Raw genomic sequence first — 12,878 nt, forward strand, 5'->3', positions numbered from 1 at the left:
CCGAGTTGGAAGCCGAGTTGGAAGCCGAGTTGGAAGTGCGGCGGAAACAATATGAATATTATCGCGATAAAATACTGAATTTCAGTGAGTTCTGGGGGGGGGTATTCTGAAGGTGTAAAATGGGTAAAACTTACGGAGATTTGTAAATTGTCAAGGGGAAGAGTTTTTTCAAAAGAATATCTGCGTGATAATGAGGGCGATTTCCCTGTATATTCTTCCCAAACTACCAACAATGGAGAGTTCGGAAGAATATCAACATATGAATATGATGGAGAATATCTTACATGGACAACAGACGGCGCATATGCAGGAACTATTTTCTATCGTAAAGGAAAATTTAGTATAACTAATGTATGTGGTTTGATAGAGATACAATCAAGTGCAATAATCATAAGATTTCTATATTATTGGCTTGGTCTTGAAGCAAAAAAGTATGTTTATATTGGAATGGGAAATCCTAAATTAATGAGCAATCAAATGGCGGCCATAGAGATACCTATTCCGCCGATAGCCGAACAGCAGCGCATCGTCGCCATACTGGATAAGTTCGAGAAACTTGTAAACGATATATCGGAGGGGCTGCCTGCCGAGATTGCCGCCCGACGACAGCAATACGAGTATTACAGAGACAAACTATTAACCTTTACAAAAGCAACAGCATGCACAGCGAAAAAACAAAAGGCGTGATTTACATTCTGACCAATCCGTCGTTCCCGGATTATGTCAAGATCGGTTACGCGCATAATATCGAGAAACGGCTGAAACAACTCAACAGAAGCGAAACGATACCTTTCGCTTTCCGAGTCTATGCCGTATATCATGTAAACAGTGAACTGACCGACAAAGAACTGCACAAACTCATCGACAAGCTCAATCCCGACCTGCGGACCATTGAAAATTTCGACGGCAGGGAACGAGTAAAAGAGTTTTATGCGATGTCGGTAGAGGATGCCTATGGCCTTTTGGAGTCGATTGCCAAAATCAGCGGAACGCTCGACCGACTACAACGTCTCACTCCCGAGGGACACGAAATTTTGGACGAACAGATTGCCCAGGAGGTTCGGGAAACGGCAAAGCGTGGTCCGTTCCGATTCAGCGTCTGCAACATTCCGTTCGGCAGCGAACTCTCGTTCGTCGAAGATCCGACCATAAAAGTCAAAGTCGTCGACGATCGTCATATCGAATACAACGGAGAAACGACCTCCCTTTCTGCGCTGGCCCGTAAGCTAAAACAGTTCGATCACCCTGTACAAGGCACCTTGTGGTTCAGCTACAAAGGCGAAACCCTCGTCGATCTGCGGGAGAGAATAGAGTGCCACCAGCATTCCAAGCCATAACCGCAATCCTGCATAGACTACCCTATTCAAAAAGAGACCGATATGTCGTATAAATACAACCTCATAGCAGAGAATCCCGAAAGCACGGTCGTAAGCGATTATCGAACCGAATACCGCACCGAAAAAGAATACCAGTCGGAGGCCGAACTCGAACGGGCATTTATCGCTCTGCTGAAAGAGCAGGCATACGACTATCTGCCGATTCATACGGAAACGGAATTGGTTGCCAATCTGCGCCGTCAGTTGGAGAAACTGAATGGCTTTGCTTTTTCCGATACGGAGTGGGCGCGCTTCTTTATGGGCTGTATCGCCAACAAGAACAGCGGAATCGTCGAAAAAACCGTTATCATTCAGGAAGACCATGTACAGTTGCTGACGCGCGATGACGGCACAACAAAAAATATCTATCTGCTCGACAAGGTCAATATCCACAACAATTTGCTGCAAGTCATCAACCAATACGCGGTCGACGACGGCGCGCGTCCCAATCGCTACGATGTTACCGTATTGGTGAACGGTCTGCCGTTAGTGCATATCGAGTTGAAGCGTCGCGGTGTCGATATCAAGGAGGCTTTCAATCAAATAGACCGCTACCAGCGGGAAAGTTTCTGGGCCGGCAGCGGATTGTTCGAATACGTGCAGTTGTTCGTCATATCGAACGGAACTTACACCAAATATTACAGCAACACCACGCGCCGAAGCCATATCAAGGAGGCCGCGAGCGGCAGCAAGTCCAAGAGCAGGCAGACGAGCAACAGTTTCGAATTTACCTCGTGGTGGGCCGATGCCAACAACAAGCCGATTACCGATTTGATGGGCTTCGGGCGCACCTTTTTCGCCAAACATACGCTGCTCAACCTGCTGACCCGCTATTGCGTATTTACGTCCGACCGGTTGCTGCTCGTCATGCGCCCCTATCAGGTCGTGGCGACGGAACGCATATTGAGCAAGATAAACATTGCCAACAATTACAAGTTGTATGGCTCGGTCGAGGGCGGCGGATATATCTGGCATACGACGGGCAGCGGCAAAACTTTGACCTCGTTCAAGACGGCGCAGTTGGCAAGCAAACTGCCCTACATAGACAAAGTGCTGTTTGTGGTCGACCGCAAGGACCTCGACTACCAGACCATGCGCGAATACGACAAGTTCGAGCGGGGAGCAGCCAATAGCAATACGAGCACTGCTATTCTGAAAAGGCAGTTGGAGGATCCGACGGCGAAAATCATCATTACGACCATTCAGAAACTCTCGGTCTTCATCGGACGCCATGCCGAACATCCCGTGTTCCAGCAAAAAATCGTCATCATCTTCGACGAGTGCCACCGCTCGCAGTTCGGCGATATGCACACGGCGATCACCCGAAAATTCAAGCGGTATTTCCTTTTCGGATTCACCGGCACGCCGATTTTCGCCAAAAACGCCGTAAGCGGCGGCAAGCCCGATTTGCAGACAACGGCACAGGCATTCGGTGAACAGCTGCATACCTATACGATTGTCGATGCCATAAACGACAAGAATGTGCTGCCGTTCCGTATCGAGTACATCCGCACGATCAAGGAGAAAGAGGAGATCGAAAACTCGATGGTGTGGGACATTGCCCGCGAGGAGGCACTGGCAGATAAACGGCGCATCGCCAATATCGTCGCTTACATTCTCCGGCATTTCAACCAAAAGACGAAACGCACCTCTAAATCGTATGAATTCAGTGCTGTAACCAATATCGGCGAGGTAGCATCGGCGGGACGCCGCAAGGGGGTCGAGGAGATGAAGCAACGGTTGCGGTTTACGGGCTTCAACTCGATTTTCACCGTCTCCTCCATCGAAACGGCAAAGATGTATTACGCCGAGTTCAAGCGGCAGATGGCGGAATTGCCGAGTGCGCAACGGTTGAAAGTGGCGACCATTTACAGTTTCGGCGTAAACGAAGATGCGGACGATTTCATCGTGGACGAGAATCCCGAAGATACGAGCGGATTGGACCAAAGTTCACGCGATTTTTTAGAATCCGCCATCGGAGATTACAATGCGATGTTTTCGACTGCCTACGATACGTCGAGCGACAAGTTCCAGAACTATTACAAAGACGTGTCGCTTCGTATGAAGAATCGGGAACTGGATTTGCTGATCGTCGTCAATATGTTCCTGACCGGATTCGATGCCACCACACTCAACACGTTGTGGGTAGACAAGAATCTGCGGATGCACGGTCTGTTGCAAGCCTATTCGCGCACGAACCGCATACTGAATTCGATCAAGACGTTCGGCAACATCGTATGTTTCCGCAACTTCGAAACCGCGACGAACGAAAGTATCGCCTTGTTCGGAGACAAAGAGGCTGCGGGCATCGTGCTGCTCAAAACGTTCGACGAATATTATAACGGTTATACACAGAACGACAAGGAGATTCGCGGCTATGCGGATTTGGTCGACGAGCTGCAGACGAAATATCCCGTCGGCGAGCAGATCATTGGCGAACAGAATAAAAAGAATTTTATCCGCCTTTACGGTGCGATTCTGAAATTGCGGAATATTCTTTCGACATTCGACGCTTTCGCCGGGCGGGAAATTCTCACCGAACGCGATGTGCAGGATTACCACAGTGCATATATCGACCTCTACAACGAGTTCCGGTCGCAGAAACACGAGGCGGAACACATCAACGAAGATGTCGTCTTCGAGATGGAACTGATCAAGCAGGTGGAAGTCAATATCGACCATATCCTTTCATTGATTCGCAAATACCACGAAGAACATTTACAGGACAAGGAGATCGTCGTGTCGATCCGCAGGGCGATCGATTCGAGCGTCGATTTGCGCAACAAAAAGGAGTTGATTGAACGGTTCATCGAATCGCTGACACCCGAATCCAATGTGGATGAAGACTGGCTCGCCTATGTCGAGGAGCAACGTCGCGCAGAGTTGGAGCGGATCATCGCCGACGAGAATCTGAATCGCGATGAAGCTTACAAATTCATGGACAACGCATTCCGCGACGGATCCGTACAAACGACGGGGACGGCGATAACCAAGATCCTGCCGCCCGTTTCCCGTTTCACGCCCACCGGCGAACGGACGAAAAAACGCGAAACGGTAATCGAAAAACTGACGGCGTTTTTCAATCGGTTTTGGGATATAATATCAGAAACAAAAGAATCGTAATAATATGGAGCTGTTAAATTGGAAAATACTAATAGGGTGTTTCCTTTTAGGGGGATGTACAACCTTATTTATAGGGTTACAGTTTTGTCGTTGCGAATATCTTAAGAAAGATAGTACGTTTGACTTGATGAACGTAATTCTAACATGGGTGCATCGATTATGGTATCCTTTCATATTGGCTGTCTCTACAACATATGTATTGTGTAATTTTTCAGACTGTTTGGATTTTCAACTTTTTTCTGACTTTCAGGGAGATAATTTAATTTTCTTTATATGTATATTTTTATGGTTGCTGCCCTTGGTTGAAAGGTTCGAAATATTTGGTGCGAATTTTAAGTTAAAGTGGCAAAGTGAGCGATCAAAGCAAGCCGCAGATGAGGCAATTCAAACACAAGGCACAAAAAACGCCGAACAATTAAAAACAATGATTGCAGGAAAGGAGGAAAAGAACCATGTGGAGCAATAATACTTCTATAATACAGCAAGTTATTGATCAAGGGCTTAAAATGATGCAGAACGGTCAAGTGTCGGAATCCACGTACCAAATTTGGGTTGAATATTCAAAATCAATGTTGAATATAGCAACGAAAAATCCGTCGATTTATTCTAATTATTTATCCGTTATATTAGCAGCTTCTAATCCTGATATGCAACCGTATCAGCGATTGAGTATGTGTCTGCAATATTTAATCAATATTCAAACGATTATATAAAAAGTCTATCCTTTTTCGTAATTTAATAGGACTGCTTGTATTCTGTTGGTTCAAAATTAGTTTGAGAAGTCCGTCGCCGATGCGCAAAACGACGAGGATCGCGGCAATCCTTGTTCATTTCATTTCGGGTTATCCTGCGCGAGTATCAATAACTCGCTATGCAATAATTGTTTGCCATATTCTTCCGAGCCACAGATAACTCGTTTCAGGCATTATTGCAGATTGGAAACGTAGACTTCCTACGTTCCTGATTTTGAGAACGAATTTATGGCTATTGATTTCGCCCCGTGAAATCCGGATGATTACATTTTCTGCCTTGAATCATTTCCGATACGTTTTAGAATAGAATTTGATCGGTTTGCCACCGATAAGTGTTTTGGTTTGCTCGTCGTTGAATCCTACTTTGCGGCCAAATTCGTCCATCCGCAGCATTCCTGGAAATGAGAGCCACGCTAACACTTTGCGAATAATTGATTGAAGAAAAGATAAATCGCTTTCGTGTTGCTTCTTCATGCTCGCCGTTTCTGTCAGATGTCCTGCCTGCCCGCTAACGCGGGAACCGGAATGCCTCTTACAATACGATCGTGCTCTCCTTGATTATCCGCCCCGCCTGCGGCCCCTCGCAAAAGAGCAGATCGAGAGCCGAAAGATTCGGCGCGAACGGAATCCGGTCGGCGAAGACCTGATAATATTCCGGTGCATGGAACGACGGATCAGGCCGTTTGAGCCTCGGCTTGTGCGAGATCACTTCGCGGAAATCCCCCGCCGCCACCGCCGCATCAAGCGGCACCAGCGGCATATAGCCATCCGTATACCGCAAAGCGTCCGGCAGGCCGAACAGCCGCAGCAACAATCCCGTCAGGTCGCGGTTCAGATCGAACAGCAGTTCCGGCCGGTATGTCCGCCCGTCGAAAAACGGAGCCAGCTTCTCCGCATAATGGTCGAAATACGGAGCCGCCGCGTATGCCGCCCGCAGCGTCCGCCAATGTTCCCGCTGCCACGGCAGCGTGTAGTCGATGCGCACCTCGCGGATCGGCATCTTGGCGCAGTGATTCCACACGACAGGTACGGTCAGCGTCCGCACCCCGGCAGCAGTCATCACCTCGGCCCGGTTGCGGTAGGTCTGCTTCTGGAAATTCTCCTGCGCTTCGATCCGCGCCCCGGCGGCGAGCTTGCCGAAATACTGGATATTGCCTAAATAAGCCGTCGTTACCCGCATCATCTGCATCACATTCATTGTCATCCGACAGGTTATCTGGTATGGATTCGGATAAAGACCCGCGTTCCTCCTCCGCCCGGCCGGCTGTCGATCTGCAGCTCGCCCCGGATCGAACTGATCCGCGACGCGATATTCGAGAGGCCCATGCCGTCCGACTCCGCCTCCGGATCGAATCCCCGGCCATCGTCCGCCACATTCACCGTCACCCAATCCCGCTCCGTGCGCATGTCGATCGTCAGCGTCCCCGCTCCCGCATGTTTCAGCGCATTGTTGATCAGCTCGCACACCACCCGGTAGAGGATCACCTCCCTGTCCGGATCGAACCGCACCTGCTGCATGTTTCCCGGATCAAACGCGATCCGCGTGGCCGGACACATCGGCTGCAGCTTGCGGATAAAAGTGTTCAGCGCCCGCGCCACCCCGAAATTGTTCAGCACATGCGGACTCAGGTTGTTCGAGATTTCGGTCAGCCCTTTGACCGCCTCGTTGATGACATACTCCGTATTGGCCAGTATCTCCTTCTGCGTGTCGCTCAGCTGCTGCGTCGAGAGCGCCGACACGCTCATCCGCACCGACGACAGCAGCGGCCCCAATCCGTCGTGCAGCTCTTTCGAGATGATCTGGCGCTGGTTCTCCTCGGCCCGGATCACGGCGCTCAGCAGCCGTTTTTCGCTGTTTCGCCGCTGTTCCTCCCGCAGAGCGATATAGTTCAGAATCTTCCGCACCAGAAAAACCCCCACTGCGAAACAGAGCGAAGTCGCCACGCCCACCCAGACATAATACTCCCATTCGATCACGATCATATTCGTCCGTCCGTCCGTCCGTTCCGAGAGCACCGTCGCAAATTCGTTGAAACGCATGACGCACATCAACACTAACGCGATGGTAATCAGGATCCACGACGAATTGAACTTGGTCGTGCGGATCAGCCGCACGGCCACCCCTGCCGCCAGAATCTGCAGCACGATCGAGATGACGAGCAGAATAAGAAGTACCATGATTTTCCGGTTTCAAAGATATGAAATCCTCGGTTCATTCCCGATCCGGCCGGAACCGCACCGCATCCCGACCGTTTCCGCGAAGCCATCCCGGACTGTCCGGAAAAGATCGTGCGTTTTTTGCGGAATTATTTGATCCGGGCCGGTGCCAACGGCTCCGCCGGTTCGTTATGCAATTTCCCGCCAATAAGCGGCCGGTGCCGACTATCCGGAAACTCAGAACGGCAGGCCATCCGCATCCTTAGGCAGCGGCGGGGCAGTTTCCTGTCTCCCCTGCTGTTCCCTTTGCGCCGCAGGGCCGGAGAACTGGCCGTTACGATACTCTCCGAAATTCCCGCCGTCGCTGCGCCTCTGTCCCAAGAGCCGGACTTCGTCGGCCAATATCTCCACGGCGTGCCGCTTATTGCCGGTGGCTTCTTCGGTCCACTCGCGCGAGCGGATTTTCCCTTCGACGTAAACCTGATTCCCTTTGCGGATGTATTTTTCGGCAAAATCTGCCTGCCCGCGCCACAGCACGACGGTGTGCCATTCGGTATGTTCCCGCTTTTCGCCTGTCGAAGCGTTATAGATGCGCTCCGTGGTTGCGATCCTCAGCCGCGCCATCTTGATGCCTGTTTCCAGTGCTCTCACTTCCGGCTCTGTGCCGACGTTCCCGATCAGAATAACTTTATTGACCATATCGTTCGTTTTTATGATAAATCTCTGAATACTTGTTTCCCAAGATAATGAATTATTGCGTATATTTCAACTGTGTCCCGAAAAAATTGTATCTTAGCGCAAATTAGCTATTTAACCGTTCGTTCATTCACTGCCCTATGTTTGAGGGAACTGTTCTCTTTGTGAACAAAGAGAACCAGAAAAACTTTTTGAGATGCTTGCGCATCTCTTGAGCCTGCCGGATACCCTTGTCTTCGATCTTCTTGGGGTGTGAGCAATAGCGGGTTATCGAGTGATTACCTTATACCCGCTATTGCCACACCCCAAAGAAAACGCAATGCAAGAGGACTGCGGAGCCTAAGGAGTAGCGCAGCTATCTCAAAAGTTCTTTGCGCCGCTTTCTTTCAAGAAAGCGGCAGTTCCATCCAATTAAGGCGGAGAATAAACGAACAGTTAAAGAGGAGAGCCTATGCAATGAACCATTTTTTCAAGACCTTTTTCGCCTGTTTGTTAGCCATTTTCGTCAGCGGCATCGCCTTTATCATATTGAGTTTCATGATATTCGCCGGGATGATCGCCACCCTTGGGACCTTTGGATCCGGCAGGAATACAGCCACACTGCAGCCCCACAGCGTGCTGCGGATCGACCTTGCCCAGCCCATCGTCGACAAGCCCAACGGGAACGCCCTCGACCTGTTCGACTACAGCGAATTCAGCTTTCGCGAACAGACCACCCTTTATGACGCCACGACCCAGATCAGCCGCGCCGCCGAAGATCCGGACATCGACGGCATCTACCTCAACATCCCGATGGCCATACCCACCTCCGTTTCTACACTGTATGAACTTCGGCAGGCCCTCGTCGAATTCCGCGAATCGGGAAAATTCGTCATATCCTATGCCGACGTCTATTCACAAAGCGGATACTACCTCGCTTCAGTCAGCGACAAAGTATACCTCAATCCGCAGGGAGGCTTGGCATGGCAGGGGCTTGCCTCCAGCGTCCTATTCTACAAAGGACTGCTCGACAAACTCGGCGTGCAGGCCGAACTGATCCGTCACGGCAGCTTCAAAGGCGCAGGCGAACCATTCATCCTCACCCGGCTGAGCGACGCAAACCGGCTGCAGATGGAATCCATGACAAATTCCATTTGGGACTACCTCATCAGCGAGATCGCCGAGAGCAGAGAGCTGGCCGCTGACAGCTTGCAGGCCTATGCTTCGCGGCTGGCCGTGGCCACCCCATACGACGCCTTGCGGTTAGGGTTTGTCGACAGCCTCTGGTACCGCGACCGGATGACCGAAGAACTGGCCCGGCTCTCCGGACAAGACACCACCGGCAAACCGCAGATACTCTCCCTGACCGAATACAAAGCCGCCGGACACAGCTATGCGGGGCGGGGAACGACGGGCAACATGCGGTCTTCCAATGAAATCGCACTGGTCTATGCCGACGGCGACATCGTGGATGCAGGAGACAAAAACAAACAGATCGTCGGGAACGCCCTGGCAGAGACATTGGCCGGCGTACGCAAGGACGACGATGTGAAAGCCGTGGTGCTGCGCGTCAACAGCCCCGGAGGGAGCGCATTGGCCGCCGAGATCATCTGGCGCGAAGTCTACCTGACGCAGCAAGTCAAGCCGGTCATCGTATCGATGGGGAACTATGCAGCGTCGGGAGGATACTACATCAGCTGCGGGGCGGAATATATCGTCACGGCTCCGACCACCTTGACCGGATCGATCGGCGTGTTCGGCCTGATGTTCAACGTCGGGGAGGGAGCAAGGGAGCACCTGGGGCTGACCGCCGACGGGGTGCGGACCAATCCTTCGGCAGATATGGGGAATCTGTTCCGGCCGCTGAGTCCGGCCGAACGGATGTATATTCAGAACGGGGTGGACACCGTTTATGCGCGATTCGTCGAAGTGGTCGCCCAGGGGCGCAGGCTGCGGGCCGACAGCGTGGACGCTTTGGCGGGGGGACGCGTGTGGACCGGCGTGCAGGCGATGGAGAACGGCTTGGCGGATTGCACCGGCACCTTGCAGGATGCGATCCGGATCGCCGCAGAACATGCGGGGCTGGAGCCGGGCGGTTATGCCGTACGGCAGTATCCGGCTCCGGAAAGCTCGTCGTTCGCTTCGATCCTGGGGTCGCTGACCGGCTCCGCCATGATGAAGATCACGGGCGGCGACCGGCTGCCGGAGTTGGGGGCCGAAGCCCGGCACGTGCGGGAAATGATCTCGAATGCCGGAATCCGGGCGGAAATGCCGTGGCGGGTCGAATTGCAAGATTAAATGGTAATCGTTGCAAGATCAAATGGTATCTTTGCAAGATTAAATACGAAGAATACAATATTATCTTGACACTGTTTGGCAAAATACTGGCCGCCCCGCTGGCCTGGCTCTACGGCGGCATCATCGACATCCGGCACCGGCTGTTCGACTGGGGCGTGCTCCGAAGCCGGGAGTTCGACATCCCGATCGTCTGCGTGGGAAACATCACGGTGGGCGGCACCGGGAAAACCCCTCACACCGAGCGGCTTATCGAACTGCTGGACGGCGAGTTCAACGTGGCGGTCTTGTCGCGGGGGTACAAACGCAAGACCAAAGGATTCGTGCTGGCCACCGTGAACAGCTCGTTCAAAAAGATCGGCGACGAACCGAAACAGATCAAGCTCAAGTATCCGCATATTCCGGTGGCAGTGTGCGAACGGCGGGTCGAAGGGATCGAAAAACTGCGCGAGGCGCACCCGGAGGTGAACCTTGTCATATTGGACGATGCGTTCCAGCACCGGTATGTCGAGCCGTGGGTCAATATCGTACTGATGGACTACAGCTGTCCGGTGTACGAGGATCACCTGCTGCCGCTGGGGAGGCTCCGCGACCGGCAGACCCAGATGGTGCGGGCGCAGATGGTGATCGTGACCAAATGCCCGGAGGACATGAAACCGCTGGATTACCGGATCATCAGCAAAAACCTCGACCTGTATCCTTACCAAAGCCTGTACTTTACCCGTATCGTGCCGCAGGCTCCGGTGCCGCTCTATCCGGGGTACGGGCAGGCGCAAACTCTCGAGCCGGGCGCGCCGGTGGTGGCGATGGCGGGGATTGCCAACCCGCGGAAGTTCGTCGAAGACCTGCGCAGAAATTACGACGTGGTGCAAACCTTTATCTTCGGCGATCACTATACGTTCAAGATGAAGGACATACATGCTGTGGAAGCGGCTCTGGCCGCGCTGCCGAAACGGACGGCGGTGGTGGTGACCGAGAAGGACGCCGTGCGGCTGATGAACAGCCGCAAGATCAGCGACGATATTAAACGGAGGCTCTATTACAGCTCCATACGCGTGGAATTTCTCGAAAACAAGGAGTGCGATTTCCGCAGGCAGTTAGACCAATATGTCAGAGAAAATCAAAAATACAACATGCTTCATCCGGAGTAGGCTGAATATCCTGCCGCGGCGCTACTTTACCGACAGTTCGGAAGGGACGGCCGAGAACGGGGGGAGACCTGCGCCGGAGGTGGGGATCGTGCTGGGGTCGGGGTTAGGGGCTCTGGCCGAAATGATCGACGTGATTTCCACCTTGGATTACAGCGAGATACCCGACTTTCCGACTTCTACGGTGGCGGGGCACCGGGGCCGTTTTATTTATGGCAGGCTGGGGGGAAAGTATGTCATTGCGATGGAGGGGCGTGTGCATTATTACGAGGGGTATCCGATCGACGAGGTGGTGCTGCCGGTGCGGGCGATGTGCTGCCTGGGGATCGATACCTTGATCGTATCCAATGCGGCGGGGGGGCTGTGTCCGCTGTTCGAGGCGGGGGATGTGATGGTGATCAGAGATCATATCAATTTGATACCCAATCCTTTGGTGGGGCCTAATCCGGAGGAGCTGGGCGTGCGGTTCCCGGATATGGGGGAGGCATACGACAGGAAGCTGATCACTTTGGCGCATGAGGTGGCGCGGGCGCAGGGGATCGTTTTGCGGGAGGGGGTCTATGTGGGATCTTCGGGGCCGAGTTTTGAGACGCCGGCGGAGGTGCGCTATTTTCGGCGGATCGGGGGGGATGCGATCGGGATGTCTACGACGCCGGAGGTGATCGTGGCGCGGCATCAGAGGGTGCGGGTGTTGGGGTTTTCGCTGATTACCAATGTGCTTTCGGGTGTTCCGGCTCGGTTGTGCGGGGGGGCGGAGTTGACGCACGAGGAGGTGATCGAGGCGGGGAAGCGGGCAATGCCGGGCCTGTGCGCGCTGGTTCGTGAAATTATAACGAGATTGTAGCGGGGATTTGTTTGAGTGCGCTTCCGGCTGAAATATCCAGCAGCACCTTTCGCTGGGCGAAACTCCGGCCCAGTCGTGTCTGGATCGGTGTCTTATCCCGTATGGTGTATTCCGGGAGGCTTTGCGGTTCTTCTACTTCACGGAAATGTCTTTTCCCGCGCCAGAATAAACTGTCTTTTCGGCCCGAAGCCGGCGGGTATCCGGTTCGACTAGGATCTCCCGATGTTGGGCCGCAGCCTCCCGCAGCGGAGGCCCGGTGCCGCTTCGACCTCGAACCGTGGCCGTTGGCTGTTTTATAGGGCGTTCTACCCCGAAGTCCCCGCCAGTTCCGGCCGTTTCCGGGTTGAAATCCGCAATCTCTCTTTGTCCCTGCGCGCCGCACCTTACAGAGTGAAAGCATTCCCGACAATCTCTTGTTTATCGGTACGGTCTATTTTCAGTCCGGAGCCTGCGCGGGCAAGACCTTCAGGTTGCAGCCCTGCGCCGGGGGAGGCTCCGGGCTGCCCGC

Annotated in this window: 10 protein-coding genes; 7 read left to right on the forward strand and 3 right to left on the reverse strand. The window is 53.0% G+C overall.

Features of this window, described 5'->3' with window-relative positions:
- Positions 1 to 84 precede the first annotated feature (84 nt).
- The 4 genes from Q0Z93_RS07385 (at position 85) to Q0Z93_RS07400 (ending at position 4,965) form a co-directional block, all read left to right on the forward strand.
- Complete coding sequence (locus tag Q0Z93_RS07385) at positions 85 to 687, forward strand: restriction endonuclease subunit S (protein WP_298064257.1); 603 nt, start codon at positions 85 to 87, stop codon at positions 685 to 687.
- Positions 660 to 1,337, forward strand: a complete 678-nt coding sequence (locus Q0Z93_RS07390; protein ID WP_298064259.1) for a GIY-YIG nuclease family protein — start codon at positions 660 to 662, stop codon at positions 1,335 to 1,337. Before Q0Z93_RS07385 ends, Q0Z93_RS07390 begins: the two co-directional genes overlap by 28 nt.
- Positions 1,338 to 1,379: 42 nt before the next feature.
- Complete coding sequence (locus Q0Z93_RS07395) at positions 1,380 to 4,499, forward strand: type I restriction endonuclease subunit R (RefSeq protein WP_298064260.1); 3,120 nt, start codon at positions 1,380 to 1,382, stop codon at positions 4,497 to 4,499.
- 220 nt (positions 4,500 to 4,719) lie between these two features.
- Entirely contained in the window at positions 4,720 to 4,965 is a 246-nt protein-coding gene (locus Q0Z93_RS07400) for a hypothetical protein (RefSeq protein WP_298064261.1), read from the forward strand.
- Between the two features lie 818 nt (positions 4,966 to 5,783).
- Here Q0Z93_RS07400 and Q0Z93_RS07405 read toward each other — a convergent pair.
- From Q0Z93_RS07405 to ssb, 3 genes are all read right to left on the reverse strand, one after another.
- Complete coding sequence (locus tag Q0Z93_RS07405) at positions 5,784 to 6,455, reverse strand: WbqC family protein (RefSeq protein WP_298064262.1); 672 nt, start codon at positions 6,453 to 6,455, stop codon at positions 5,784 to 5,786.
- Positions 6,456 to 6,463: 8 nt separating this feature from the next.
- On the reverse strand, positions 6,464 to 7,429 hold the full coding sequence (locus Q0Z93_RS07410; RefSeq protein WP_298064263.1) for an ATP-binding protein: 966 nt from the start codon (positions 7,427 to 7,429) through the stop codon (positions 6,464 to 6,466).
- Positions 7,430 to 7,645: 216 nt separating this feature from the next.
- Complete coding sequence (ssb, locus tag Q0Z93_RS07415) at positions 7,646 to 8,107, reverse strand: single-stranded DNA-binding protein (RefSeq protein ID WP_298064264.1); 462 nt, start codon at positions 8,105 to 8,107, stop codon at positions 7,646 to 7,648.
- Between the two features lie 453 nt (positions 8,108 to 8,560).
- Between ssb and sppA the strand changes: the two genes are divergently transcribed.
- The 3 genes from sppA (at position 8,561) to Q0Z93_RS07430 (ending at position 12,370) form a co-directional block, all read left to right on the forward strand.
- A complete protein-coding gene (sppA, locus tag Q0Z93_RS07420) occupies positions 8,561 to 10,381 on the forward strand; it encodes a signal peptide peptidase SppA (RefSeq protein WP_298064266.1) in 1,821 nt (606 codons plus the stop codon).
- A gap of 65 nt (positions 10,382 to 10,446) precedes the next feature.
- Positions 10,447 to 11,529, forward strand: coding sequence for a tetraacyldisaccharide 4'-kinase (gene lpxK, locus Q0Z93_RS07425; protein WP_298064267.1), 1,083 nt, complete (start codon positions 10,447 to 10,449; stop codon positions 11,527 to 11,529).
- Positions 11,486 to 12,370, forward strand: coding sequence for a purine-nucleoside phosphorylase (locus Q0Z93_RS07430; RefSeq protein ID WP_298064268.1), 885 nt, complete (start codon positions 11,486 to 11,488; stop codon positions 12,368 to 12,370). The genes lpxK and Q0Z93_RS07430 overlap by 44 nt, the downstream gene beginning before the upstream one ends.
- Positions 12,371 to 12,878 lie beyond the last annotated feature (508 nt).

The sequence above is a fragment of the uncultured Rikenella sp. genome, from assembly GCF_947628055.1.
GTDB lineage: Bacteria > Bacteroidota > Bacteroidia > Bacteroidales > Rikenellaceae > Rikenella.

Excerpts from the sequence above, each read along its gene's own strand:
- Q0Z93_RS07395 (WP_298064260.1), top strand. The coding sequence starts at position 1,380 with ATGTCGTATAAATACAACCTCATAGCAGAGAATCCCGAAAGCACGGTC.
- Q0Z93_RS07430 (WP_298064268.1), top strand. The coding sequence starts at position 11,486 with ATGTCAGAGAAAATCAAAAATACAACATGCTTCATCCGGAGTAGGCTG.
- Q0Z93_RS07410 (WP_298064263.1), bottom strand. The coding sequence starts at position 7,429 with ATGGTACTTCTTATTCTGCTCGTCATCTCGATCGTGCTGCAGATTCTG.
- Q0Z93_RS07405 (WP_298064262.1), bottom strand. The coding sequence starts at position 6,455 with ATGACAATGAATGTGATGCAGATGATGCGGGTAACGACGGCTTATTTA.
- sppA (WP_298064266.1), top strand. The coding sequence starts at position 8,561 with ATGAACCATTTTTTCAAGACCTTTTTCGCCTGTTTGTTAGCCATTTTC.
- ssb (WP_298064264.1), bottom strand. The coding sequence starts at position 8,107 with ATGGTCAATAAAGTTATTCTGATCGGGAACGTCGGCACAGAGCCGGAA.
- Q0Z93_RS07390 (WP_298064259.1), top strand. The coding sequence starts at position 660 with ATGCACAGCGAAAAAACAAAAGGCGTGATTTACATTCTGACCAATCCG.